The 25,958-nt window shown below is 36.8% G+C and carries 22 protein-coding genes and 1 pseudogene; 14 read left to right on the top strand and 9 right to left on the bottom strand.

What is annotated here, in order from left to right:
- Positions 1-121 precede the first annotated feature (121 nt).
- From ACFIMW_RS04840 to ACFIMW_RS04825, 4 genes are all read left to right on the top strand, one after another.
- On the top strand, positions 122-637 hold the full coding sequence (locus tag ACFIMW_RS04840; RefSeq protein ID WP_375608395.1) for a hypothetical protein: 516 nt from the start codon (positions 122-124) through the stop codon (positions 635-637).
- Positions 638-1,034: 397 nt separating this feature from the next.
- Complete coding sequence (locus ACFIMW_RS04835; protein WP_375608394.1) at positions 1,035-1,520, top strand: hypothetical protein; 486 nt, start codon at positions 1,035-1,037, stop codon at positions 1,518-1,520.
- Between the two features lie 269 nt (positions 1,521-1,789).
- Positions 1,790-2,233: a single-stranded DNA-binding protein gene (gene ssb / locus ACFIMW_RS04830; protein ID WP_375608393.1), complete on the top strand. Its 444-nt coding sequence runs from the start codon at positions 1,790-1,792 to the stop codon at positions 2,231-2,233.
- Positions 2,234-2,285: 52 nt separating this feature from the next.
- Positions 2,286-2,780 carry a hypothetical protein gene (locus ACFIMW_RS04825; RefSeq protein ID WP_375608392.1) on the top strand — a complete coding sequence of 165 codons (495 nt, stop codon included), beginning with the start codon at positions 2,286-2,288 and terminating at the stop codon, positions 2,778-2,780.
- Between the two features lie 7 nt (positions 2,781-2,787).
- Here the strand turns inward: ACFIMW_RS04825 and ACFIMW_RS04820 are convergent, their stop codons facing one another.
- The 3 genes from ACFIMW_RS04820 to ACFIMW_RS04810 all read right to left on the bottom strand — a co-directional run bounded on the left by ACFIMW_RS04820 (position 2,788) and on the right by ACFIMW_RS04810 (position 3,989).
- Positions 2,788-3,267 (bottom strand): hypothetical protein, encoded by a 480-nt coding sequence (locus tag ACFIMW_RS04820; protein ID WP_375608391.1) that lies wholly within the window; start codon positions 3,265-3,267, stop codon positions 2,788-2,790.
- A 285-nt stretch (positions 3,268-3,552) separates the two neighbouring features.
- The gene (locus ACFIMW_RS04815) at positions 3,553-3,828 is read right to left on the bottom strand and encodes a hypothetical protein (protein ID WP_375608390.1); all 276 of its coding nucleotides are present in this window, start codon (positions 3,826-3,828) and stop codon (positions 3,553-3,555) included.
- Positions 3,829-3,839: 11 nt separating this feature from the next.
- On the bottom strand, positions 3,840-3,989 hold the full coding sequence (locus tag ACFIMW_RS04810; RefSeq protein ID WP_375608389.1) for a hypothetical protein: 150 nt from the start codon (positions 3,987-3,989) through the stop codon (positions 3,840-3,842).
- Positions 3,990-4,286: 297 nt separating this feature from the next.
- Between ACFIMW_RS04810 and ACFIMW_RS04805 the strand changes: the two genes are divergently transcribed.
- Positions 4,287-4,601, top strand: a complete 315-nt coding sequence (locus tag ACFIMW_RS04805; RefSeq protein WP_375607311.1) for a hypothetical protein — start codon at positions 4,287-4,289, stop codon at positions 4,599-4,601.
- A pseudogene (locus ACFIMW_RS04800) lies at positions 4,582-5,154 on the top strand (phage terminase large subunit); the annotation flags it as partial. The gene ACFIMW_RS04805 and the pseudogene ACFIMW_RS04800, both read left to right, overlap by 20 nt.
- Before the next feature lie 329 nt (positions 5,155-5,483).
- Here the strand turns inward: ACFIMW_RS04800 and ACFIMW_RS04795 are convergent.
- Both ACFIMW_RS04795 and ACFIMW_RS04790 read right to left on the bottom strand, forming a co-directional pair.
- Positions 5,484-5,639, bottom strand: a complete 156-nt coding sequence (locus ACFIMW_RS04795; protein WP_375608388.1) for a hypothetical protein — start codon at positions 5,637-5,639, stop codon at positions 5,484-5,486.
- 40 nt (positions 5,640-5,679) lie between these two features.
- Positions 5,680-5,967, bottom strand: coding sequence for a hypothetical protein (locus ACFIMW_RS04790; protein ID WP_375608387.1), 288 nt, complete (start codon positions 5,965-5,967; stop codon positions 5,680-5,682).
- Between the two features lie 934 nt (positions 5,968-6,901).
- On the opposite strand from ACFIMW_RS04790, the gene ACFIMW_RS04785 reads away from it, so the two are divergent.
- Positions 6,902-7,684, top strand: coding sequence for an ATP12 family chaperone protein (locus ACFIMW_RS04785; protein ID WP_375608386.1), 783 nt, complete (start codon positions 6,902-6,904; stop codon positions 7,682-7,684).
- Between the two features lie 376 nt (positions 7,685-8,060).
- Here the strand turns inward: ACFIMW_RS04785 and ACFIMW_RS04780 are convergent, their stop codons facing one another.
- From ACFIMW_RS04780 to uvrA, 4 genes are all read right to left on the bottom strand, one after another.
- Positions 8,061-8,606, bottom strand: a complete 546-nt coding sequence (locus ACFIMW_RS04780; protein WP_375606673.1) for a hypothetical protein — start codon at positions 8,604-8,606, stop codon at positions 8,061-8,063.
- Between the two features lie 156 nt (positions 8,607-8,762).
- Positions 8,763-10,172 carry a type I glutamate--ammonia ligase gene (gene glnA / locus ACFIMW_RS04775; protein WP_375606672.1) on the bottom strand — a complete coding sequence of 470 codons (1,410 nt, stop codon included), beginning with the start codon at positions 10,170-10,172 and terminating at the stop codon, positions 8,763-8,765.
- A gap of 59 nt (positions 10,173-10,231) precedes the next feature.
- Complete coding sequence (locus ACFIMW_RS04770; RefSeq protein WP_375606671.1) at positions 10,232-10,570, bottom strand: P-II family nitrogen regulator; 339 nt, start codon at positions 10,568-10,570, stop codon at positions 10,232-10,234.
- A gap of 1,051 nt (positions 10,571-11,621) precedes the next feature.
- A complete protein-coding gene (uvrA, locus tag ACFIMW_RS04765; protein ID WP_375608385.1) occupies positions 11,622-14,537 on the bottom strand; it encodes an excinuclease ABC subunit UvrA in 2,916 nt (971 codons plus the stop codon).
- 331 nt (positions 14,538-14,868) lie between these two features.
- On the opposite strand from uvrA, the gene ssb (ACFIMW_RS04760) reads away from it, so the two are divergent.
- The 7 genes from ssb (ACFIMW_RS04760) (at position 14,869) to ACFIMW_RS04730 (ending at position 25,953) form a co-directional block, all read left to right on the top strand.
- The gene (gene ssb, locus ACFIMW_RS04760; protein WP_375606669.1) at positions 14,869-15,375 is read left to right on the top strand and encodes a single-stranded DNA-binding protein; all 507 of its coding nucleotides are present in this window, start codon (positions 14,869-14,871) and stop codon (positions 15,373-15,375) included.
- Between the two features lie 241 nt (positions 15,376-15,616).
- A complete protein-coding gene (gyrA, locus tag ACFIMW_RS04755; RefSeq protein WP_375608384.1) occupies positions 15,617-18,400 on the top strand; it encodes a DNA gyrase subunit A in 2,784 nt (927 codons plus the stop codon).
- Positions 18,401-18,424: 24 nt separating this feature from the next.
- On the top strand, positions 18,425-18,943 hold the full coding sequence (coaD, locus tag ACFIMW_RS04750; protein ID WP_375606667.1) for a pantetheine-phosphate adenylyltransferase: 519 nt from the start codon (positions 18,425-18,427) through the stop codon (positions 18,941-18,943).
- Entirely contained in the window at positions 18,933-19,526 is a 594-nt protein-coding gene (locus tag ACFIMW_RS04745) for a peptidylprolyl isomerase (RefSeq protein ID WP_375608383.1), read from the top strand. The genes coaD and ACFIMW_RS04745 overlap by 11 nt, the downstream gene beginning before the upstream one ends.
- A gap of 18 nt (positions 19,527-19,544) precedes the next feature.
- Entirely contained in the window at positions 19,545-20,057 is a 513-nt protein-coding gene (locus ACFIMW_RS04740) for a peptidylprolyl isomerase (RefSeq protein WP_375606665.1), read from the top strand.
- 2,285 nt (positions 20,058-22,342) lie between these two features.
- Positions 22,343-23,461: a tRNA guanosine(34) transglycosylase Tgt gene (gene tgt / locus ACFIMW_RS04735; RefSeq protein ID WP_375608382.1), complete on the top strand. Its 1,119-nt coding sequence runs from the start codon at positions 22,343-22,345 to the stop codon at positions 23,459-23,461.
- Positions 23,462-24,753: 1,292 nt separating this feature from the next.
- Positions 24,754-25,953 (top strand): MFS transporter, encoded by a 1,200-nt coding sequence (locus tag ACFIMW_RS04730; RefSeq protein ID WP_375608381.1) that lies wholly within the window; start codon positions 24,754-24,756, stop codon positions 25,951-25,953.
- Positions 25,954-25,958 lie beyond the last annotated feature (5 nt).

The following is a 25,958-nucleotide window of genomic DNA, read 5'->3' as shown; positions in this document are numbered from 1 at the left end:
GCGCAAGTAAAAGCATGGGTTTACGGTGGGAATATTCCGAAAAGCGTTCTCAATTACGAACCTCTTATAGACGAGATTAACAGAGAGATCAAAAAATTATCAAAAGTCGCAGGAAATGAACATGTTTACAGATAAGCAAATAAGAGCCTTGTTTGGCATTATAACTTTTATATTTTTATGTTTTTTAGGAATTAAAAAAAATCCCTACTTTATCCAAAGTATTTTGATATTTGCATCTTTTGGTTTGATAATAATAACAAATATTTTTGTAATTTTATGCAATTCTCATATTCCTTTTGAATTGCAAAATAATCCAAAATATAAAGATGATGATACAACGGGTTGGGTGAAACTAACACGTGATTTACAACAGTATATGCACAGACTTTTAAATATAATAATTTTAGCGCTTGTCGTTTTAATTTTTCCAAATAGTTATAAAGAAACGGTTTTTTTGCCTGTCATTTCTAGGTATGTGGAACACAAACTTCCTTTTTCATTGGATACTGTACTTTGGTACTCAGATATTGCTCTTTGGTATTCCTTTTTATTTTGTATATTGTTTCTTATGTTATATACACGCAGTTTAATAAACATATCTATTTACACACTACAGTGCTCAGTTAAAAAATCATAGTAAAATTCAGATTTTATACTTTTTACAGAGACTTCATTTTTATGACATTATAGACAGCAAGCTAGAAAAAGCGCGTTATATTCAATTAGGTAAGTATAAAAAAGAAAAAATTGCAAAGGCATGTTGACATTCGAAAGGCATGCTGTTAGAAAAGTATCAAGTGCTGAAAACACTTAGCGTTAAGCGGATAGGTTACGAAACAGCCTTTCCCATGCCTTTAAATACTGATTGTCTTTTATGCTTATTAAAGCGTATAATGATTTATGTCGGGTGTGCTGTGCTATATAATACTCTTTTTAGGGGAAAGCATAGCGACGGACTTAACGCCGTGTTTTCAACGCCCGGCGCCCTTATAGGGTGTCAATTGAAAACTCCATTACGTTAAGGAAAAATTCCAATGAAAAAATATGAATTTACAGGTGAGACAATTGTTGCTGGTTTACACACATTGCGTCTTATTAGAGCCATTAGAGATTTTGGAGACGTAAAAGCAGGTGACCTAGGTGGATTTATAGAAAGCAGTATGCACCTTTCGCATGATGGTGATTGCTGGGTTAGAGATAACGCCCGTGTTTGTCAAAGGGCGCGTGTTTACGGTAATGCACAAATCTTTGGTGATGCTTGGGTCTATGGTGACGCCCGTGTTTACGATAATGCAAAAATTCACGGTAAGGTTTGGATAGATGGTCATGTTTATGGCAATGCAGAGGTTTTTGGTGAAGCACAAACTCTACGCACCACTCATATTTTTGATAATGCTAAGGTCTATGGAAAAGCAGATGTTAGAGGCAAGGTTTATGGGAATGCGCATGTATTTGGCAATGCTAGCGTTGATATGTATGCTGAAGTTTATGGCAATGCCAAAGTTTGTGGTCAATGCTAGCATTTGTGACAATATCATAATCAATGGAAATGAAACGATTTTAGATCAAATTGCGTAAAAAAGCAGTGGTGCGGCGGGGGCGCCTGCTTTAAAATAGAAAAAAGAAAGCCATGTCATTTGCGTGATGTGGCTTTATGTTTATCAAAAGATAAAAAACATAATTTTATATGTTAAAAAACAATAATATCATTTTGAAATAATTGAAAAAATAAGCAAAGCATGCTAAGATTTTCTATGTATTTAAATACAAGTTTAAGGTAAGAAAAAACATGCTAAATAAAGTGATGTTAATTGGCTATTTAGGGAATGATCCCGAAAGCAAAACAATGAATTCTGGAACAGAAGTAGTCAATTTTCGTATGGCAACTTCTGAAAGCTATACGGATAAAAATACTCATCAAAAAGTAGAGAAAACGGAATGGCACTCCATTGTGGTTTTTAATCCATATTTGGCAAAAATTGCACTTCAATATCTCAACAAAGGTTCAAAAGTTTACGTAGAAGGAAAATTACAAACACGCAAATGGCAAGATAAAAATGGTATTGACCGTTACACAACAGAGATTGTTTTACCGCAATTCAAAGGCGAGTTGTATTTGCTTGATGCAAAGAAAGAGCAGTCTACCTCTTCTTCCGTTACTTCTCAAAATTATGCTATCGCTTCAGGTGCTAAAGATTATAGCGCATCTCTTAATGATAGCATGCCATTTTGATTAAAAAATAGAGCAAAGAGAAACATGTGGGCTCCCACAGATTAGGGGATGTATGAAAAAGAAAGATGCTTATATTTCACAAATGAAAGTACGTCAAGATCCTGTTAATCAATTGGCAATTGAAATGCGTGCTAAACGCTTTGGTTTGACGATTGAAGAGGCTAAAAATCCGCTTGCTGGGTCTTATGTTGGGCGGCTATGTTTGCAAGGTGTGCTTACTCAAGATCAGTATGATGCTGCGCAAAAATATCTTGAAGTGAAAAATGACTATTTGTGTGCAAAAGGTTTACCAAGCGCTGTTTATGACGAAATACCATCATCTTCTGATGACAAAGCAAGAGAAAAATGGGTCGAATTTGCAACAGGACAGTTTTCTAATATGCAAGAGGCGATAAAAGAAACACAACATCTCTATAGACAGTATAATCTTTATGCAGCAATACAATATATTGTTGTCGAAGACCAAACATTACCACATCTTGTGAATTCATTGCGGGTCGCTCTTAACGCGCTTCATAAATATTTTGACAGAAAAACTAAATGGTAAATGTTTATTATAATGTTTCAAAGGCAGTTGATTGCTCTTCTGATAGTTCGGCTATAAATACTGCGTGAGAAAAGCTAAATAATATATATACGAATAGCTCAAAGAATGCGATATAGAATACAATACCCATAGAGAGGTTTTCGTGAAACTCAATAAAAAGAATTAACATTTGTAGTAAAAATGAAACTGGTAGCGATTGTATTCTATATTGGATTGGTGCCATACAGACTGTAAGGGGAAGAGTAAGCATTAAAATAATTGTCCCTAACAAATAAGGGGCAAAAGAGCGGGGGAAAAACGTAGCAATGATGTACCCTGTAGAAAACATAATTATAAAGGTAACCACTGCTGTGAAATAGGAGAGCCCCACTAGGCGCAAGAGTAGAAATAAGCCACGTTTAGCAAAACGAAAGTAATAATTTATTGTTTTTTCTCCGTTTTTTTTTCTTAATCGCTTTATGTTCTCTAAATCTTTCTCGTTTTTCAATTATTTCGTTCCATTTGCTTTTATCCTTTGTAAAAGCATAATCGATAGTTTCTAACGTTGGCAGTATTATTGTTAATAGTATTTTTCCTACTAAATCTAGGAACTCTTTTAGAGTTTCAAGTATGCCCCCTAGAAATAATCCAATGCCGTAAATTACTAATATAATAATATCAATTAATATTGGGATTATTAAGATAAGGATTACAATTCCTATAATAAACCACATTTTCTCCCCCTTTTTATTAATCATTAATCATAGTATTGAATTTTTAATTGATTTTTTTCTCAACCAGATTCATTCTGTTTTTCCATTATCATTATCTGTTTCTGTTGTTGCCAAAGCTTTTCGTATAATTCCTCAATTATTTTCTCTTGTTCCTTAATCGCTTTGTAGTGTCTATCGACCATCCTACTGTTTTCCTTAACTGCTTCGTTTCGTTGTATAATCGCTTTATTAATTTTTTCATTCTCATAATCAAACGCCATCTGAGAGTATTCGACTAAGCGATCATGTTCAAAATTTGCTATTATTCCTAGGTAATTTCTCCAAGCAAACAACAAAATTGCTACTACTAATAAAGAGTTTCTTGAAAATTCAAGATACCAAATAAAAGAGTACCTTGAAATTCTGTATTCCGACCATTCTCTGCTTCTTCCCGCATGTCAGAGACTATAGTCCATAGGATGAGTATACCCACTATTACTATGACAATATCACGCATTGTTCTCCCCCGCTTTTTATTAGTTTCTAGTCATATAATTGATTCGTTTAGATGATACAATTGTGAGTGGTTGGTTGTTAAAGACACTAGATTTAGGTAAAAAAATAAAAAATATACAATATCGTGATTTTTTTGTTGACAGGATATGAAAAATAGTGTTTTATGGCGTTGCTGTACTAGTCGAATTGTGTCTAGAATTACGGTAAAGGTATAACCTTTCTTATAAGTTTATATGATTGTTCAGAGCCCTGCTTTTGCGGGTTTTTTTTATTGTCTTGTTTACAAAAAGAAACACACATGAAAACCACTGAAAAACTTGCAAAAAAAACGCCCCCAAAGGCAGGTCAAGGGCGAGTAAAAGGTGTGCCAAATAAAACGACACGTATTTTGAAAGAAGCAGTGCTTAAGGCAGCTGAGCGCGCTGGTAAGAAATATGGTGATGATGGTTTGATCTCTTATCTAGAAAAACAGGCAATCAAATGCCCCGCTGCTTATCTGTCATTGTTGGGAAAGATTTTGCCTCTTCAAGTGACAGGGGAAGATGGGGGCGCCATTAAGATGATAACGCGTGTAGAAATCGCGCCTTTGGTCAATGACGACACGACAGATTAATATTGTTCCAAAGCTTATACCGATTTTTACAGGTAAGGCTTTGGTGCGTGCTGCTTGGGGAGGAAGAGGGTCTGGAAAGACAAGATCATTTGCCTTGATGGCTGCTTTAAAAGGCTATCAATTTGGTATGGGAGGGATATCAGGCACTATACTTTGTGCACGTCAGTTTCAGAATTCGCTAGCAGAGAGTTCATTGGAGGAGATTAAGCGCGCCATTGAAGCCCATGATTTTTTAAGGGACTATTACAAGGTTGGGGAGTCGTCGATTAAGTCGATAGATGGTCGTATAGCCTTTCAGTTTTCTGGTCTGGACCGGAATATAGCCAGTATCAAATCGATGGGTCGTATTTTGCTCTGTTGGGTTGATGAAGCAGAGCCGGTTACAGAGACAGCTTGGCAAACGCTTATACCGACTTTGCGAGAAGAAGGAGAGGGATGGCGGGCAGAATTATGGGTGACATGGAACCCGTTGCGAGAGAATGCCCCCGTTGAGAAGCGGTTTCGCTTTTCAGACAATGAGGCAATCAAGCGTGTTGAGATCAACTGGTCAGACAAAGCAAATGCTTGTTTGTCAATTTTTTTAGCAGTTGCACAGATTTTGGGAATAAAACAATGTAATTGCCTTCTAAAAAACCTTTTGATGCTCTTCCCATTTTTATACATTGAAAAGGTGATACATAATCCTTTGTATATTTTGAGGCGTCGGCAAGATAGTCCGTTTCATGACGATATCCTGTCTAATTCCAGTCGGAATCCTTCTGGATCGGGACCATTTGTTGCACGCATTGGAGCCAAGAAAAATAGGGGAGCATCTGGTAATGGCGCTTTGAAAGCAGTCAAGGTGTTATCAAGTTTAGGAGGGGTAGTTAAACCGCTGAGCATTCACTGATGAAGATCATCAGAAGTGGTCACCAAAAGTTCCGGAGATAATCCGTCAATTATATCTGCATGATGATTGAGTAGAGTGATCAATTCATTAATCATATTACTATCTGCCGAAGTTGGTTCCTTAATGCTCCCATCTCGTTCTTGACGCATACGGAATTTGTCAACCAAGTTAACAATAGAAAGAGGAGCTTCAGATTGTTTTATAATGAGCTGACTTTAGCGAATGGAGCAAGAAAGCCATTGGCACTTGTCCAAAATTTTTCATAATATTCAGCTTATAACGGTTTGCTGCAACCGATGTTGTGATACTAGCATCGGCTTTTTCAGCCTTACAAAGAACGGCTGCATCAGCATTGCTGTTGGCAAATACTTTGTCATATTGATGAGCTACCAGAGATTGCGGAGTAGGACGAGTCGCTACGATTTTAATTTCATCAGCCTTATTGTGTTTAGCTAAAATCATAGAATGGGTAGGCATGAAAAGCTATTAAATAATTGCATGTCACCTAAACGGGTGAATATAAATGTATGCAAGTCGGGGTAAGCCGCACAGCTTAGGAGATAACCATCCTTTTTCTGAGCGAGTTCATCAAAGGCTTCTTCAAGAGTTGCGTATAAGATAATACGCGATTCTGAATCAGAGGAAAAAATATTTTGATTATGATTGTCAAGCCACTATTAAGCCACAGCTGCACAGTTAGTTTCTGCAGGGCCAAGTGTATTAAAGTATTATTTTCAGGTTTCACGACCTCTACACTCTATAATTATACAATTAAATTTAAGCTAGTGCAGTATGTGAAGTATATTAAGAAAAATAAGTTAAATAATTTAGTGCTTTAGAAAACATATGTATAGGTAAAAGAAAATTTACGATTATAATTTTGTTTTGTCATTGCCCTATTGCCATAAAATATCGTTATTTAGGGGAGTTATTAGGGAGAAAAGATTCTATGCAGGGGGTGTTTATTGGATATGTTAGAGAATTATTGGAATGGTGAAGCAAAGGTTGATGATGTGTAAAGCACACTGTTCTTTTGGGGATAATAAGCTTTTTTCTACTTTAAAATTTTGCAAAAAGTATTTTTTAGCTGTTCGTATCGAGTTGTAGGTGGATAACGAACAGAGTGTTAAAACACGATTGCTTTTACCATCTCATTCAATATATTTAACTTTTTAATTAAAATAATATTTTTAAAAAATATTCTACAGTTGTAACTGTATTGAATATAGGAAAAGGTATCACCATTGGCTTGTTTGTGAAAGAAAGATGAAATATGATTCTTAAATTAGAGTGAGGTTGGCAAGAATCTTTTTCCTTCTTTGAGGTGTGGGAAGGGTGGATTAAATCTTATTAAAATATATAAAACTTAGAAAAAATAGTCTCTTTCTTAAAAAGATCAGAGGTAAACAATATGCGTGAGATTTTGGATCATTTTGATATGCCATTGAATAAAAAGATTTCTGTTCAACAGACTCAAAATCTTTCATGCCAATCACACCCAAAACGATTTTATAAACAAGTGAAAATTGCTTGTGAGGAAAGAGGTTTTACTATCTTATTAGATGAACGTTCTGTTAAAACGCCCGCAAGGCGTCATTTTCATGTGCCAACACAAGTATTTGCTGAATTCGTTGCTCAAGAATTTGAGAGTCAACAGCACGTTGTTGATCCGGTAAAAATGCCGATGACGCGTTTGGTTAATACTGTTATTGATGGTATCGCTGATGATATGCAGGCTGTGTTTGAAGATTTATTGCGTTTCGTTGCATGTGATATGATCTTTTATCGTGCGCAGACACCTAAAGAGTTGGTGCAAAAACAATCTGAACAATGGGATCCTTTATTAGATTGGGCAGAAGAAAAATTGGGGGCGCGATTTTATTTGACAGAAGGGCTAATGCATGTGGAACAATCACCAGAAACGCTTCAAGCAGTCAGTAATTATTTACGTAGAGTTGAATCTCCTTATATGCTTGCTGCACTTCATCTGATGACGACCTTAACAGGGTCTGCTCTCATTGCTCTTGCTGTTGCTGCGGGAAAGATTGATGCTGATCATGCATGGTCTATTGCCCATTTAGATGAAGATTGGATGATGGAACAATGGGGAACGGATAAAGAAACAATAGCACGCCGTGCTCATAAAAAAGTTGAATTTAATGCTGCGGTTACAATTGCTACAGTATGTTTATAAGATTTCTTTATTTCCTTGGGCTTTTTAAAGAAACATCTCTCAAAGAGTACCCAAGCCCATTTCACGGTGACAACCATGAATGGTATAACGATAAAGCCATTGAACACCACCATCTTTACGCTTGTGAAGAAGCAAGCTAGTACCATCATACACTTTACCAGCTCGTAGGTGTTGCGAACAGTCCTTGGTATTTGAGAAGGGTTCATAAGAGGCATTTTTAGTTCTTTCTTGTACAGTTTTTACTCATATGCTAGCCCCGTTTTTGACGCGCAAGGAAATGGTCTTTATTGATTCAATATACACAGATTTGAAATGAGAGAATCTTACGATATTTAGCTTTCTAATTCATTTATAAATCAATGTGTTGTTTTTGCTGTTACATTATTTTTGTGATTTTGAGAGGATTGATTTTTACTTTTTCAAGTCCAGGAAATATTTCATTGGTTATGTTTAAGATTGCTTCGTCATTACCACGGATAAAATACCATTCATTATCGTGAAGGAGGGCAATAATTTCAGTTTGAATAGAGCATTTTTTTCCAGCATTTGTTGCGGTTACAAGCTCCACGGGTATAACAAAATAAGGAATGCCATTATCAAGTGTCCCTTCACGTTTTTGTTTTTGATCAATGTTGATTGTTTCAATCTTGTAACTTTCTGCCAACCGTTCTATTTGGCTTTTCATAATTTGTAGAAATTGTGATTGATTAAGATTTTTTTTGGCGGTTAAGCGGTTGATGATTTGGGGAGGAATAGCATTTAAGATGGCATTTGCATCGGCATTTTTAAGTGCTTTACTATAAGCAGATGTTGCTTTCTCAAGAGTTGTAAGCTTTTGGTTGGTTATTGTATGTGCTTTAGTTGTTGATGTGATAAAGACAATGCATAAAAGAACGGGAACGAGAAAACAAATTCGCGGCATTAGAAACCTTTGTTAATTCATTTGAAGAGATTCAACACATTATAAAGGAAAAGCGGATGAGCAAAAAGCCTCTTGCGCTTTTGCATGAGACGAATATCCACAAAAATGGAGGCTTTTGCCTCCATTTTTAAAATCAAAAGAATGCGTATTAATTGTTTAAACAGAATAGTACATATCAAATTCAACAGGATGGGGTGTTGTTTCGTAACGCAAGACTTCTTGCATCTTTACTTGAATGAAGGAATTAATCTGATCATCATCAAAAACGTCGCCAGCTTTAAGAAAGCCACGATCTTTGTCAAGTGCTTCAAGCGCTTCACGCAGGCTTCCTGAAACAGTAGGGATTTCTTTAAGTTCCTTTAAGGGAAGATCATAAAGATCTTTATCCATAGCATGTCCGGGATGAATTTTGTTTTTGATACCGTCAAGACCAGCCATTAAAAGGGCTGCAAATGCCAAATAGGGATTTGCTGTTGGGTCTGGAAAACGAACTTCTACGCGTTTTGAATTTGGTGAGGAGCTCATTGGAATACGGCAAGATGCAGAACGATTACGTGCTGAATAGGCAAGAAGAACAGGAGCTTCATAACCAGGAACCAAACGTTTATAGGAGTTTGTGGATGGGTTGGTAAAAGCATTTATTGCTTTTGCGTGCTTAATAACACCACCGATAAAAAACAGACAGGTTTCTGATAGTCCAGCATATTCATTTCCTGCAAAAATGGGTTTGCCATCTTTCCAAATGGAAATGTGGACATGCATTCCAGAGCCGTTATCACCAAAAACTGGTTTTGGCATGAAGGTTGCTGTTTTCCCATAACTGTTTGCTATTTGATGTACAACATATTTAAAAATTTGCATCTTGTCAGCCTCGCGAACAAGTGTATCAAAACGAATACCCAATTCATGTTGGCCCGCTGCTACTTCGTGATGGTGTTTTTCGACCTGTACACCCATATCTTTGAGTGCTGTGAGCATTTCAGAACGCATATCTTGGCAAGAATCAATTGGCGGAACAGGAAGGTAGCCTCCCTTTATACGTGGGCGATGCCCTAGATTTCCTGTTTCATATTCCGTATCATCATTGGAGGGAAGTTCACTTGAATCGAGTTTAAACCCTGTGTTGTAAGGGTCCGTTTTATAGCGCACATCATCAAAGATAAAAAACTCTGCTTCTGGACCCACATTGATTGTATCTCCAATGTTTAAAGATTTCATATAAACCTCAGCCCTTTTGGCGATAGAACGAGGATCTCTACGATAAAATTCACCAGAGACAGGGTCAAGTACGTCACAAAATATGACCAAAGTAGATTGAGCAAAAAAAGGATCAATATGTGCTGTTGCTGGATCTGGCATTAAAACCATGTCAGATTCATTAATTGTTTTCCAACCAGCAATTGAAGAGCCATCAAACATAACACCATCACTAAAAGTATCCTCGCTGATTTCTGCGATATCCATTGTGATGTGATGCAATTTTCCTCGTGGATCAGTAAAACGTAAATCAACAAAACGGATTTCGTTGTCTGCAATCTGTTTGATAATATCTGATGCGGTTGTCATATTCAATTTCCTTAATGTGGCGTTGAGGTGGATAAAAAGACTAATTTTTTCGTTATCTATTAAAGGGCATCGATCCCAGTTTCGTCAGTCCCTATACGAATGGCATCATCAATGGAAAAGACAAATATTTTTCCATCTCCTATATGTTTAGTTTGGGCTGCTTTACGTATTGCATCAACAGTTTGTTCCAGTTTGTCATCGGACACGACAATTTCAATTTTTACTTTAGGGAGAAAGTCAACAACATATTTCGTCCCACGATAAAGTTCTGTATGTTCCCTTTGACGACCAAAACCTTTCGCTTCTGTTACTGTAATACCATGTAACCCAATTTTTTGAAGCGCTTCTTTCACTTCATCAAGTTTGAAAGGTTTTATAATGGCTTCAATTTTTTTCATGCTGAAATTATCTCCAACGTTATTTTGTCTTTTTAGACTGCATCACATTATATTGACAACTGTAAGATGTCCAACAGATACTTTGTGCACAAAAAGTCGGAAATGATGATACTATATATTCTTGGAGAGGCGCTTCTTTTGTAAAATTAAAGTGAAATATTATTGTTTTGGAAAAAACTTATAATCCTTATAAGCGAATCAAAATAATATCATTAAGAGAGTTTGCTTCCTTTTTGGGGGATAATGCATTGACTTATAAGGATAATTAGACGTTTTCTATATGGCATGAGGAATTCTAATAGCGTAAGATTTTCTCATTTTAGATCGTCTCATCAAAGTTATATCCTTGTATATCAAGAGATATGAGTGTGTGGATAAAAACATTTGAAAAAGGAATATAAATGCTTTTTATGAAAGCTCTCGATAACCAAAGGTTATTACAATATTAGAGATTAGGGGAGAGCGCAAATATTGGAAATGAAGGTGTTAGTTTGCACTTGCTTAAAAGCACAAAGATAGTGGTGTATAATAATTAATTTACCATTCTCAGGTGATGTCGTGAACTGGATTTGGGAGTGTTGAAAAATATTTTTAAAAACAAGCGTGTGAATTGGCAACGCAAATATATTCTATTTGGGGCGTTTTGTTTTTCGTGAGGAGCGAGATCTCATTAAAGAATGCGATAAACAAAAGCGTGAAGCAATGCGCAATCTTCATTCTTTTTAAAATATTGCTGTAGATGTTTTTGAAAATCGTAAAGATGAATTAAAAGGGGAGGGTAAAGATGGAAACTGGTTTATACCCTTAAAACTTCATATCCTTTCAAAATTAGGTTGTCTTCTCGTTTCAGAGATTACGCCCAATAGAGCTATGCAATATGTTTGCCGCTATTTGACAATACAAAAACTAAAATAAAACAGCTTATAAAGCGCTAAATTGTTTTTAGTCTTTGCTTCCAACATGTTGCACCACTGGAATTAGGTGTTGGTTTACAGGTAACAATAAAAGTACAGGCTTTGTTCGTATGCTGTATTTTTAAGGGGAAGCATTTTTAAGAATTGGAATTATAGAGGGATGGGCGCAGTAAAACATCTTTTAGAAATTTTCCTGTATAGGAAGCGGGAATTTTAATAATGTCTTCAGGGCGTCCAATTGCAACGATTTCTCCACCGCGATCTCCACCTTCTGGTCCTAAATCAATAATCCAGTCGGCTGTTTTTATAACATCAAGGTTATGTTCAATGACGATGACTGTGTTGCCTTGCTCGACTAGTTCGTGAAGCACTTCAAGAAGTTTGGAAATATCATGAAAATGTAAACCTGTTGTCGGTTCATCCAAAATATAGAGTGTACGTCCCGTTGTTTTACGAGAAAGTTCTTTCGCAAGTTTTACACGTTGTGCTTCCCCACCAGAAAGTGTGGTTGCTTGCTGTCCTACTTTTATGTAACCCAATCCTACTTTAATGAGAGTTTCCATTTTATTATGAATAGCGGGAATAGCTTGGAAAAATTCTTCTGCCTTTTCAATTGTCATATCCAAAATATCGGCTATAGACTGTCCTTTGAATTTTATTTCTAGTGTTTCTCGATTATAGCGTTTTCCTTTACAGACATCGCAAGTAACATAGACATCAGGTAAAAAATGCATTTCAATTTTGATGACTCCATCACCTTGACATGTTTCGCAACGTCCTCCTTTAACATTAAATGAAAAACGCCCAGCTTTGTAACCGCGGGCTTTTGATTCTGGAAGATCGGCAAACCACTCACGAATCGGTGTAAAAGCACCTGTATAGGTTGCGGGATTAGAGCGTGGGGTGCGTCCAATAGGGGACTGGTTGATATCAATGACTTTATCAAGAAATTCTAGTCCTTCAATTTTGTCATAGCTGGCAGGGCTGTGATGAGAGCCCATGATATGATGTGATGCTGCTTTGAAAAGCGTTTCAATAAGAAATGTTGACTTTCCTCCTCCAGAAACACCAGTTATGCATGTGAAGGTTCCAAGAGGGATGTTCGCATTGATATTTTTGAGGTTATTGCCTTTGGCACCGATGATTTTAAGTGTTTTCGATTTTGATATTTTACGCCGTTCTGTTGGCATTCTAACAGCCATTTTTCCTGAAAGGTATTGGCCTGTGAGAGAGGCTGAATTTTCTATAATTTCCTGCGGTGTTCCTTGTGCTACGATTTTTCCACCATGAACGCCCGCGGCCGGCCCCATATCGACAACATAGTCTGCCGTGAGAATAGCATCTTCATCATGTTCAACGACAATAACTGTATTGCCAAGATTGCGCAAATGCTGCAGCATTTCCAAAAGGCGTTCATTATCGCGTTGGTGTAAACCGATAGATGGTTCATCTAAAATATAAAGAACGCCTGTAAGACCAGAACCAATTTGAGATGCTAATCGAATACGTTGGCTTTCTCCCCCTGAAAGCGTTCCTGAATTTCGAGACAAGGTAAGATATTCCAATCCTACATGATTTAAAAAAGCCAAACGTTCACGAATTTCTTTTAAAATACGTACGGCGATATTACGTTGTTTTTCTGTGAGATATTGATGAACATTGGCAAACCAATCATCTGCTTGTGAGATGGAAAGATCTGATATTTGCCCAATATGCATTCCGTTGATTTTTACAGCAAGTGCCTCTGGTTTTAAACGATAACCGTGACAAGCCGGACAGGGCGAAGAAGACATATAACGTTCGATTTCTTCTCGAGACCAAGCAGAATCGGTTTCTTTCCAGCGTCTCTCCATATTAGGGATGATTCCTTCAAAAGGTTGGGTCGTTTTATGCGAACCAGAATTATTTTTATAGATAAAAGAAATTTCATCTCTTTTTGTACCGTAAAGAATAGCCTGTTGTGCTTCATTAGAGAGTTCACACCATTGATCTGTGAGTTTGAAACCGTAAGCTTTTCCTAATGCTTCTAAGGTTTGTTTATAGTAAAGTGAATCTGATTTAGCCCAAGGGGCAATGGCGCCATTCTTGAGGGTAAGATTTTTATTGGGCACAATTTTCAGTGGATCCATTGCTTTTTTTATGCCCAGTCCATCGCAGAGAGGACAGGCGCCAAAAGGATTATTGAACGAAAAAAGGCGTGGTTCAATTTCAGGAATAGAAAAACCCGATACAGGGCAGGAAAACTTTTCTGAAAAAATGAGCCGTTTGTGTGTATCATTTTTTGATTTATGAGCAGATTCCTTTGTCGTTTCTTTTTGTGCTAAGGGTTGGTCTGCCATTTCAGCAATGGCAAGCCCATTTGCTAGCTGTAAACAGGTTTCTATACTATCAGCTAAACGAGAGGTGATATCCTTTTGTACAACAATGCGGTCTACCACGACATCGATGTCGTGTTTATATTTTTTATCAAGAGGTGGAATATCAGCGATTTCATAGAATCTTCCATCAACTTTAGCGCGTTGAAATCCTCTTTTTAAAAGTTCTGTTAGCTCTTTTTTATATTCTCCCTTTCGTCCTCGCACCAAAGGGGCCATAATAAAAATTCGCGTTCCTTCTGGTAAGGACATAATTTGATCCACCATTTGGCTTACCGTTTGGCTTTCAATAGGAAGTCCTGTTGCAGGAGAATGAGGAATACCAATACGGGCAAAGAGAAGGCGCATGTAATCGTGGATTTCAGTAACGGTGCCTACTGTTGAACGGGGATTGCGGCTCGTTGTTTTTTGTTCAATGGAGATGGCGGGAGAAAGTCCGTCTATGCGGTCGACATCGGGTTTTTGCATGACTTCCAGAAATTGGCGTGCATAGGCCGAAAGGCTTTCGACATAGCGACGTTGTCCTTCAGCGTAAATTGTATCAAAAGCTAAAGATGATTTACCTGATCCAGAAAGTCCTGTTATAACAATGAGTTTGTCACGAGGCAGATCGAGATCAATATTTTTAAGGTTATGCTCACGTGCACCGCGAATAGAGATATATTTTTGATGTGTCATATTTTATCCTTGGCATATGTGACAAAAATTGAGCATCTAAAATGGAATAAAACTGTTTTTTTAGAATTACAATGTGTTTAACTGCTTTAATGCAGAAAGAAGGAATAAGTTTTGTGAAAAGAAAAATACAAATGAGCAGCTTTTTATTCTCTGGTGGTGGAATAAACTATGCGTTTTTATCATCTTTTGTTATAATTAATGGATACAATATTGGGAAAGGATAGCAATATCCATATTGGAGGTCAATTGTAGACATATAAATTGAAGGTCAAGATGGTTGTAACTGTTATACAACAAATATTGTACAATTTAAAATTTTGGAGTTTATGCGATGGCTGGTAGCCTTAATAAAGTTATTTTGATTGGTAATCTCGGGGCAGATCCTGAAATCCGCCGTTTGAATTCTGGTGATCAAGTGGCAAATCTACGTATTGCTACTTCAGAAAGTTGGCGTGATCGGAATACAAATGAGCGAAAAGAACGTACTGAATGGCATAGTATTGTTATTTTTAATGAAAACCTTGTCAAAGTTGCAGAGCAATATTTAAAAAAGGGGAGCAAAATTTATATTGAGGGGCAGTTACAGACACGAAAATGGCAAGATCAAAATGGAAATGACCGTTATACGACAGAGGTTGTTTTGCAAAAATACCGTGGTGAATTACAAATGCTTGATGGGCGCGGAGCAGCGGGTGGAGAGCAGGGAGCAAGTCAAGGGGGGAGTTACAGTGGTGACTTTGCTAATAGTAGTTCAAATCAAAGAAATACTTTTGGTCAAAATAATAACCAATTAGGAGAAAGTTTTTCACACAAATTAGATGATGATGTTCCTTTTTAAGAGGCTTTAAAGTTGCAGTATTATGATTGCTTTATGGTTTATTTGTTTTAGATTTTTAAAGTTTAGCAAAGTGAAAGTTGTTAATTATTATTGGTAATTTAAAATATAAATTAATAACATCTTGAAAAATATTGTTAAATTTCTTTTTTGTTATGGGAGAGAAATTAGCATTTTTGTGTATTTTTCGATATAAACCGATATAAATAAAGTGAAATGATTCTTTTTTGAAAGTTTTTAAATTGTGACCGATCTTACTCCACACCCAGAACGTGATGTGCTGACCGGTATTGAACCAATCAGTATTATTGATGAAATGCAACGCTCCTATCTCGATTATGCGATGAGCGTGATTGTTTCGCGTGCACTCCCTGATGTCCGTGATGGTCTTAAGCCTGTTCATCGACGTATCCTTCATGCTATGAATGAGATGGGGCTTTCTTTCAATAAGTCGTATCGTAAATCTGCTGGTGTTGTTGGTGAGGTTATGGGAAAATTCCATCCTCATGGTGATGCTTCAATTTATGATGCTTTGGTGCGTATGGCGCAGGACTTCTCTTTGAGAAATCCATTGATTGATGGTCAGGGGAATTTTGGTTCCGTTGATGGTGATCCACCTGCAGCTATGCGCTATACTGAGTGTCGTTTAGAAAAAGTTTCAGAAGAACTTTTAGCTGATATTGATAAAGATACTGTTGATTTTCAGGATAATTACGATGGGCGTGAGCGTGAACCGGTTGTCTTGCCAGCACGTTTTCCCAATCTTTTGGTTAATGGGTCAGGGGGAATTGCTGTGGGAATGGCAACCAATATTCCTCCCCATAATCTTGGTGAAGTCGTTGATGGTTGTATTGCTTTGATTGATAATCCTGATATCACACTCGATAAAATAATTGAAATTATTCCTGGTCCGGATTTTCCTACAGGGGGTATTATCCTTGGCCACTCTGGTGTCCGTTCAGCTTATGAAACAGGGCGGGGTTCAATTATTATGCGTGCTAAAGTTGATATTGAAGAAATTCGTAGTGGTCGGCAGGCAATTATTGTGAGTGAGATCCCTTATCAAGTTAATAAGGCCACAATGATTGAGAAAATGGCCGAATTGGTGCGCGATAAACGCATTGAGGGAATCTCTGATTTACGTGACGAATCGGATCGTGATGGATATCGCGTTGTTATTGAGTTGAAAAAAGATGTTGTTGCGGAAGTTGTTTTAAACCAATTATATCGTTATACGCCGCTGCAAACTTCCTTTGGTTGTAATATGGTTGCGTTGAATGGGGGAAAACCCGAACAAATGACATTGCTTGATATGCTTCGTGCATTTGTTTCTTTTCGGGAAGAAGTTGTCAGTCGGCGAACAAAATATCTTTTGCGTAAAGCGCGTGAGCGGGCCCATGTTTTGGTTGGTCTTGCCCTTGCAGTTGCCAATATTGATGAAATTATAGCGCTTATTCGCAAAGCTCCTGATCCACATACAGCACGTACACAATTAATGGAACGACGCTGGCCAGCGATGGATGTCGCGCCTTTGATTAAACTTATTGATGATCCTCGTCATATTATCCACGAGGATGGTACTTATAATCTCTCTGAAGAACAGGCACGTGCTATTTTAGAATTGCGTTTGCAACGATTGACAGCCCTTGGACGTGATGAAATCGCTGATGAATTGAATAAAATTGGTGTGGATATTGCTGATTATCTTGATATCTTAGCATCGCGCGTACGCATTATGGGTATTGTTAAGGACGAGTTGAGTGCTCTGCGTGAGGAATTTGCAACACCGCGACGTACCGTATTTGGTTTTGGTAGCGCTGAGATGGAGAGTGAAGATCTGATCGCGCCAGAGGATATGGTCGTAACGGTGAGCCATAGTGGCTATATTAAGCGCGTACCTCTTAATACCTATCGTGCGCAACGTCGTGGTGGTAAAGGGCGTTCTGGTATGTCCACGAAGGATGAGGATTTTGTAACACGGTTGTTTGTCGCCAATACGCATACTCCGGTTCTTTTCTTTTCATCACGTGGGATTGTTTATAAGGAGAAAGTTTGGCGTTTACCGCTAGGTACACCGCAATCACGTGGGCGGGCTTTGATCAATATGCTTCCCTTACAACAAGGTGAACGCATTACGACAATTATGCCTTTGCCTGAAGATGAAGCAAGCTGGAGCGCATTGGATGTCATGTTTGCGACAACACGTGGAACTGTGCGTCGTAATAAGTTGTCAGATTTTGTTCAGGTTAACCGTAATGGTAAAATTGCAATGAAACTTGATGAGGAAGATGAAATTCTTTCTGTCGAAACTTGTACAGAACATCACGATGTCGTTCTAACAACAGCGAATGGACAGTGTATCCGTTTTCCAGTTGTTGATGTGCGTGTCTTTGCGGGGCGTAATTCTGTGGGAGTTCGTGGTATCAATTTGGCTAAAGGCGATAAAGTCATTTCAATGACAATTTTAGAGCATGTCGAGGCAACGTCCATTGAACGTTCTGCTTATATTAAACGTGTCATGAATGAGCGGCGTGCTGCTGGTGCAGATGCTGATGTTGAAGATATTGTCATTCTGGATGATGAAGATGGGGGTGTTGAAACAGAGTTAACAGATGAACGTTATGCAGAACTTCATGCACGTGAACAAATGCTTTTAACAGTGAGTGAATTTGGTTATGGTAAACGTTCTTCTTCCTATGAGTTCCGGATTTCGGGGCGTGGTGGAAAAGGGATTCGTGCAACAGATCCATCTAAAACAGCTGAAATTGGTAAATTAGTAGCGGCTTTCCCGGTGAAGGCGCAAGACCAAATTATGTTGGTGTCAGATGGGGGGCAGCTTATTCGTGTCCCTGTTGAGGGAATTCGTACTGCTGGGCGCTCAACTAAGGGAGTCACAATTTTTAATACAGCCAAAGGTGAAAGAGTCGTATCGGTTGAACGTATTTCTGAGCCTGAAGATGATACGAGTTCATTGGATGATGAAGGTGAGAAGCATTCTGATACGATTGATATGAGCGAAGAAAAGTAATTTTTAAGAGGAAGGAGTAAAATCATGAAAATTGCTCTTTACGCAGGTTCGTTTGATCCTCTTACAAACGGTCATCTTGATGTTTTAAAAGGGTGTTTTGTGTTAGCTAATAAGGTGGTCGTCGCTATAGGTATACAGGGTGACAAAAAAGCACTCTTTAGCTTTGAAGAGCGTGTTGGTTTTATTACCCAAGTAGGGAAAGACTTTTTCGGTGCAGATTCTAATCGGTTGCAGGTTCTTTCATTTAATAACCTTCTCATTGACAAGGCTCGTGAAGTTGGTGCTTCATTTCTCGTTCGCGGATTACGTGATGGTACTGATCTTGATTATGAAATGCAAATGGCAGGGATGAATGGCATTCTGGCTCCTGAATTGCAAACTGTTTTTTTGCCCGCAAGTGTTTCTGGGCGTGCGATAACGTCTACATTGGTACGTCAAATTGCCTCTATGGGAGGTGATGTGACACCATTTGTGCCGCCCAATGTTGCACAAGCTTTGCGCTCGAAATTCCAGTCTTTAGAGGAGAATAAGTGTGTTTCGTAGAATTTTTGCTGTTTTGATATGTGTATTTTGTTTTTTTTCATTGTCCGCTGTCGCTGGTAATTCTAGTCCAGCGAGTGATTCAAGCCTTCTTGTTTTATCTCTCAAAGATGGTGATGTCATTATTCGCCTGCGTCCTGATTTGGCGCCAAAACATGTTGCGCAAATCAAAAGATTAACAGAGGAGGGGGCCTATAATAATGTTGTGTTTCATCGTGTAATTCCTGGCTTTATGGCGCAAACTGGTGATGTAGAATTTGGAAAAAAAGGCAGTAGAGATTTTGATCTGAAACGCGTTGGTATGGGGGGATCAAATTATCCCAATATACCGGCTGAGTTTTCAAAGCAGCCATTTAAGCGTGGTACTGTTGGGATGGCACGTTCACAAGATCCAGATTCCGCGAATTCTCAGTTCTTCATTTGTTTTGATGATGCTGCTTTTTTAAATGGTCAGTATACGGTTGTTGGGGAAGTAATAAAGGGGATGGATGTTGTTGATAAAATTAAAAAAGGTACCACAAGTAATAATGGATCTGTAGAAAATCCAGATGTTATTAATGCTGCTACTTTACAAGTTGATAGATGAAGCAAAGGAGCTTTTCATATGATTGAGGATAAAAATCCGGAAAATACTTTAATTCTTGAAACAACAAAGGGCAGAGTTGTTATTGAGCTTTTTGCTGATTTAGCGCCTTGTCATGTTGCACGTATCAAAGAACTTGTCCGTGAAGGTGCTTATGATAATGTTATTTTTCATCGCGTTATTGATGGCTTTATGGCGCAGACTGGAGATGTGCAATTTGGAAAGAAGGATGGTGAAAAATTCAATTTATCACGTGCTGGTATGGGGGGGGCAGAAAAACCAAATTTAACAGCAGAGTTTTCAAATCTTTCTCATAAGCGTGGTACAGTTTCTATGGCACGGAGTCAGAATCCAAATTCTGCTAATTCTCAGTTTTTTATTTGTTTTGCAGATGCTCCGTGGCTTGATCGTCAATATTCCATATGGGGGCAGGTTGTTGAAGGTATGGAAAATGTTGATAAAATTAAACGTGGTGAACCTGTTGCAGACCCAGATTCAATTACCAAAGCCATTATTGCTGCGGATGTAGAATAGTATAAATTATACTGGTTTCAATTGTAAGTTGCTAAGAGAAAATTCTTCTATCTGATATAGGGTGGTGATCAGTGATTACAGCTTAAATTCCTAACAGAGTTCAGCTGCTATGCCTTTATTCTTTCTACCAAGTTTCTTTTAATTTATGGATTTAGAGAATTTTGTTTGCTGTATTGGGGAAAGGTTGTGATTTGTTTGGGTGTTTTCTCGAACGAAGAGACCGCTCAATTGGGTGGAAGACGTAAAGATGAAAATAAAAGGTTCCTCTTGTTTTTTAATAAGAGGAACACTCATTACGTGGAATAGAGCGCCCCAAATAGAGTTACGCATTTACGCGCTTTTTTAAAGAAACATCTCTCAGTCTATTCCAACATTCATTTAAACTCCCTCATCTTTATGCTTGTGAAGGAGCAAGCCAGTATCATCATATGCTTTTTTCAGCCTCCAATGTTATAACAGAGTCTTTGGTATGTGTAGTTTGACAGTAAGTTTCGCAGTAAGTGGGAAGAGGTAGGATTAGTTAGGAATACGTGATAATTTACTATTTTATGTATAAAATTTAGCATTAAATGCGTATTTTGTCAAAATGGATTTTGACATTTGAAATTGCCAAAAAGAGCTAAAAATAACGAAATTTGGAATTTTGGAGCAAAAATGATAAAAGGCTTTGAAAGATCTTTTAAAATCCTTTGAAGATTTTTAAAAAGTCTGTGAAATCCCAGAAAACCGCCTTTGAAGACCCTTTGAGAGCCCCTTAAAAATCATTTGAAAAAAATAAATTGATGCAAAACCCGATGATAAGCTACAGTATGTGAGAATCTTAAAAAAGTGCTTTTTTTTAGTGTTTTTATTTACACGTTAATCTCTCTTGTGATGTGCAAAAAAATGATTTTAGTTATTTTAACGTATACAGATTTACAATAAGAGAAGCTATCCCTTCATTCAACATATAGAAATGAATTATTATTATAAATCAATGTATTGATGCTGTTTCTAAATATTGTCGTTAATAGGATATTCTATCAAAGTTTGGCTTTTACATCTTAATACGGTTTGTTCGATGTAATTTGAGTATGAATAGCCTATTTTATTGTACTTACTATTTATAGGGTTCGTCGTTTTTTAAAATTGTTTTTGCGTTTCATAATAGGTGGTTCATTTTATTTTTATCCCATGTGGGTAATGATCTTACAGTTTAATTAAGGATTTTTCCTGTTAGATTGAATGAATTATTTTTTCATGCTTGTGCTTTTTAAAAAATTTTGATGAATCTATCAATGTGGATGATACAAGGTAAGGTTTTAAAATAGAGTATTACATTTGTGATGTTGGTTGTCTTGTACAATCTGGAGAGCCTTTTAACGCCATATTATATGAATATATTGCGCAAGATAATGAAAATAAAATCATGATTTTTTTTATTTGCAATTGCAATGGAGCAAAGATGTAATCTCTAGGCTTGTGTTTTATGAAGTTATATCTAAATAACTTTAGAGATAGGTTTCTTTCTAGATTAGTACATTGATTTATAACGGATAAATTATTATTTTGTCCATTGAAAGAGCGCTTTAATATTGTAAGATTTTCTTATTTCAATTTCTCTTATATTGACTTCTTCTCCATCCTAAAGGGTGAATTTTCTACAAGTGTCGGTTTGTAAGCCTTTTTTTTTCACGGTAGGGGTCTCTTACAGATTATTCATGCGGTTGAATTAATCAAAATCATCCCTTTTGCTCGTCACAAATGAGATTGGCGTGGGGAAAAACTATTGGAAAAAGCTCCCTTTTATGAATTATCTCAAGGGCTATCTCAATGTTGTGAACGGATAAATGATAATATGCATTTGCACTTTTATTAAGCGTAAGGCTCTCGGTGCCCGATAGATGAAAACTTTTTATCTGTAAAAGTTAAAGAATATTGTAAGTTGTACAATGCGTTCATAACTTTCTTCTATTCGTACGAAATTATTACTTATGAAAGTACGTAAAGATGAGATTGTTGAGATAATAATTTTGCAGTTCTGTTAAGGCTTTAGTGCGTTAAGCATAGGTATTTTGAGGTGTGATATTATAAGGATTTTACTTGTTTTCTGGAGCTAGATTATCACTTTTATTATGTTGATTTCTTAACAAGAAATGTTCTTTTATCTCGTTTAATTTTTGATGCTGATTACAATATTGAGCGAATCAAAAATTAATTCATAAAGCTTATGACAATGCTCGTAAGGGGATATCTTTTTTCTTTCTACAGAGATATGCATTGATGGAATCAAAAAGACGAGAGTTATGATAAAGACATTTCATTATAGAAAAATTGCTCAAGATGGGTATGCACGTCGAGGCGAAATTATAACGGGGCGAGGATGCGTTCGTACACCCGCATTTATGCCAGTTGGGACGGCAGGAACCGTTAAGGCTATGTATATGGATCAAATTAGTGATCTTGGTGCAGATATCATTTTGGGAAATACTTATCATTTAATGTTACGTCCAGGAGCTGAACGTGTTGCACGTTTGGGAGGATTACACGAATTTTCACGCTGGAGCGGACCTATTTTAACTGATTCTGGAGGCTTTCAGGTGATGTCGCTGGAGGGAATCCGTAAAATTACTGAACAAGGTGTGATTTTTCGCTCTTACATTAATGGCGCTTACTATGAAATGAGTCCAGAGCGTTCTATCGAAATTCAAGGGCTTCTTGATGCGGATATCCAGATGCAGTTGGATCAATGTATTGCATTACCCGCCACTGAAAAAGAAATGGAAGAAGCTATGGAACTTTCATTGCGGTGGGCGCTGCGTTGTAAAACAGCTTTTGGAGATCAGCCAGATAAAGCATTGTTTGGGATTGTTCAAGGTGGTGATAATATGAAACTGCGTGAGCGTTCTGCTCAAGCATTAAAAGAAATGGATTTAAAAGGTTATGCTATTGGAGGGCTTGCTGTTGGTGAGCCGCAGAGTGTTATGACAGCAGTATTGGATACTACTTGTCCGATTTTACCAGAGGATAAACCACGCTATCTTATGGGAGTAGGGACACCTGATGATATTTTACAAAGTGTTGCTCGTGGTATTGATATGTTTGATTGTGTTATGCCGACGCGTGCAGGACGTCATGGTTTAGCTTTTACCCGCTTTGGTAGAATTAATTTGCGTAATGCGCGTTATGCAGAAGATCCACATCCTCTTGATCCACAGTCACTTTGTCCAGCAGCACATGATTATAGTTGTGCTTATTTGCATCATTTGATCAAATCTGGTGAATCTCTTGGGGGGATGTTGTTGACTTGGAATAATCTTTTTTATTATCAACAACTTATGCAGGGAATTCGTGATGCCATTGAAGAAGGTTGTTATGCTGATTTTTGCGCTGAAACGCGTGCTCTATGGGCACAAGGACGCTAAAATATTAATCGAAATATAGCACCTTATTTTTTTATTGAATTTATTCTCGCACTTACAAATTTAGCTAAAAATATGAAATTAGAAACATCTTCCAAAATTATAAAATCCACTATCTTAAGATATAACAGTGCGGTTTTATAGGGCATATATTCTCTTTCTAAGTACTATATAAAACAGAAACTGTTACTCCGGTACGCGCTACCTGATCCGGAGAAAAACAGTTTTTCTGTTTCTGATGACTGTTTACAGCAACAATGTTAATGAGGCGTTAGCGAACTCTTAAAGAAGTATGAAAATTGTACTTTTATGAGCTACTTGGTGTTTTTTATTACTAAAGTTAAAGAATGGATTATATACAATCGAACAGATAAACTCTTAGAAAATTAAGATAAAAATGAAATAAGATTACAATCTTTTAAAAATATACTTTTAAATTTTATTTTTTTCATTTCTATATATTAATATAAGTATTATTTGAAACATTATTATGTAATTTTATGTTAAAATATTTTAAATTATTAATTTATAAAAATAAAAAATTTAATTACTATAATTATCGATTTATAAAATATCGATAAATATATTTACAAAAACTTATCATATTATTTTTTATTATGTTTATAGAATTTATTCGAAAATAATCATAATATATTACATGAATATTTTAATTTACAGATGGTGCTTTAGATGAAAAACTATTTGATGTTATTTAGATGAGTGACGGGTAAATGTACCTAAAATAGAATTATTTCATAAATGTAGAAATCAAGCAATATTATCATGAGAATTTTTAGAGGATTCTAAAATAGCTCATAAGGATGGCGTAAAGTTGAAATTATAGCTTATTGATTTGGAGGATGTGCATTCTGGTAACAAAAACAAAGAAACAATAAGTTTGGGAGAAAGTTTATATTTGTGTCAAGATAATGATTGAAATATTGATCACTTGTTTGGAATTCATTATTCGACTAATTTTAGGATGAATGTATGGTATATCATCTCAAAATAAAGGTTTCACTGAAAAAGAAGAATTTTGGAATGGTTAAAAAGAATAGACAAAGTTCATGATCTGACAGAGTTGATAAAAATAGTTGAATATATCTGTAGCCTTTAAGCTTACAATGATTCTCTATTAAAGAATCTGACTTAAATCTTTATAAAATGCTTTATATGTCGAAATGTTTATAAAATTTTATTGGGGACTATTGGGCATGCGTATAACAATGTTTTGAATTTTTGTTTGTGTGTATTACAGATATCTACAGTTAAAACTCCTATCCAGAAGTGATGATATGAAGGATTTTTATCAACAAAAGGTTCTTGCATTGGGAATTGATTCGAGAATACGGCGTTTAATAATTTTAGCTCTTGCTGTGGGGAGTTTTGCTATTGGTACTGCAGAGTTTGTCGCAATGGGGCTACTACCAGAGATGGCACGAAGTTCCTATGTTGATATTCCTACCGCTGGTCAATATATTTCTGCTTATGCATTAGGAGTTGTGATTGGAGCACCTCTTTTAGCTGTGGCAACAGCTCAGGTATCACGCAAAACTGTTTTGATAGGATTGATGCTTTTTTATGCTTTAGCAAATATTGCTAGTGCCTTTTTTTCTGATTTTAGCATATTAGTCGTATTACGCTTTCTCAGTGGACTTCCCCATGGAATCTATTTTGGACTTGCGGCTATGGTTGCCTCTTCAATGGTCGAAATGAAAGAACGTTCTAAGGCTGTTGGATATGTTATGCTCGGCTTAACAATTGCAACCGTTTTGGGAGCACCCAGTGCTACTTGGATTGGTCAACTTATTGGTTGGCAGATTGCTTTTATCCTTGTGGGTATGATTGCTTTATTATGTAGCTTGCTTATTTGGAATTTTTTTCCTTGTGATTCAATTTTTCCAAAAACGAATCCTTTGCAAGAAATGGGTGCATTAAAGCAAAAGCAGGTGTGGTTTCTTTTGTTGATGGTTTCGGTGGGAGCGTCAGGATTATTTTCTGTTTTCACTTATATCAAGCTAACGTTAATGCATATTTCTGGTGTTTCACTTGAGTTGGTACCATTTATCATGCCTTTAGTTGGATTGGGTATGGTGGTAGGAAATCTCTTGGGGCCTAAATTAGCCGTTAAAATTGGTATTTCGCCGATGATATTTTTTTCTATGCTTTGGAGCGTATTTGTTTTTTTTCTTTTTTTCTTTTTATCCTATGCTCCGTTAACAGCGGCAATAGGATGCTTTTTTGTTGGAACTTCTTTTGCTGCTATGCCTTCTATACAAACAAAAATTATGGATGTTGCACTACAGGGACAGATTTTGGCAGGAGCATTAATGCAGTCTGCTTTTAATATTGCCAACGCTCTTGGTGCAGAATCTGGAGCATTAGTTTTAAAATTGGGCTATAGTTATGAATATACAGCTGTTTTAGGAAGTGTTCTAACTTTGTGTGGATTAATGGTTTTTTGCATCTTATGGTATATGGAGAAGCATGCTTAATATTT

The organism is Bartonella sp. AC329YNZD (assembly GCF_042196685.1).
In the GTDB taxonomy this organism is placed as follows: domain Bacteria; phylum Pseudomonadota; class Alphaproteobacteria; order Rhizobiales; family Rhizobiaceae; genus Bartonella.
Note: the sequence above shows the minus strand (reverse complement) of the source record. Positions and strands in the feature narration are given on the sequence as shown.

Coding starts and splice junctions, on each gene's coding strand:
- ACFIMW_RS04840 (WP_375608395.1), top strand. CDS start 122: ATGTTTACAGATAAGCAAATAAGAGCCTTGTTTGGCATTATAACTTTT.
- ACFIMW_RS04835 (WP_375608394.1), top strand. CDS start 1,035: ATGAAAAAATATGAATTTACAGGTGAGACAATTGTTGCTGGTTTACAC.
- ssb (WP_375608393.1), top strand. CDS start 1,790: ATGCTAAATAAAGTGATGTTAATTGGCTATTTAGGGAATGATCCCGAA.
- ACFIMW_RS04825 (WP_375608392.1), top strand. CDS start 2,286: ATGAAAAAGAAAGATGCTTATATTTCACAAATGAAAGTACGTCAAGAT.
- ACFIMW_RS04810 (WP_375608389.1), bottom strand. CDS start 3,989: ATGCGTGATATTGTCATAGTAATAGTGGGTATACTCATCCTATGGACT.
- ACFIMW_RS04805 (WP_375607311.1), top strand. CDS start 4,287: ATGAAAACCACTGAAAAACTTGCAAAAAAAACGCCCCCAAAGGCAGGT.
- ACFIMW_RS04795 (WP_375608388.1), bottom strand. CDS start 5,639: ATGCGTCAAGAACGAGATGGGAGCATTAAGGAACCAACTTCGGCAGAT.
- ACFIMW_RS04790 (WP_375608387.1), bottom strand. CDS start 5,967: ATGCCTACCCATTCTATGATTTTAGCTAAACACAATAAGGCTGATGAA.
- ACFIMW_RS04785 (WP_375608386.1), top strand. CDS start 6,902: ATGCGTGAGATTTTGGATCATTTTGATATGCCATTGAATAAAAAGATT.
- ACFIMW_RS04780 (WP_375606673.1), bottom strand. CDS start 8,606: ATGCCGCGAATTTGTTTTCTCGTTCCCGTTCTTTTATGCATTGTCTTT.
- glnA (WP_375606672.1), bottom strand. CDS start 10,172: ATGACAACCGCATCAGATATTATCAAACAGATTGCAGACAACGAAATC.
- ACFIMW_RS04770 (WP_375606671.1), bottom strand. CDS start 10,570: ATGAAAAAAATTGAAGCCATTATAAAACCTTTCAAACTTGATGAAGTG.
- uvrA (WP_375608385.1), bottom strand. CDS start 14,537: ATGACACATCAAAAATATATCTCTATTCGCGGTGCACGTGAGCATAAC.
- ssb (WP_375606669.1), top strand. CDS start 14,869: ATGGCTGGTAGCCTTAATAAAGTTATTTTGATTGGTAATCTCGGGGCA.
- coaD (WP_375606667.1), top strand. CDS start 18,425: ATGAAAATTGCTCTTTACGCAGGTTCGTTTGATCCTCTTACAAACGGT.
- ACFIMW_RS04740 (WP_375606665.1), top strand. CDS start 19,545: ATGATTGAGGATAAAAATCCGGAAAATACTTTAATTCTTGAAACAACA.
- tgt (WP_375608382.1), top strand. CDS start 22,343: ATGATAAAGACATTTCATTATAGAAAAATTGCTCAAGATGGGTATGCA.
- ACFIMW_RS04730 (WP_375608381.1), top strand. CDS start 24,754: ATGAAGGATTTTTATCAACAAAAGGTTCTTGCATTGGGAATTGATTCG.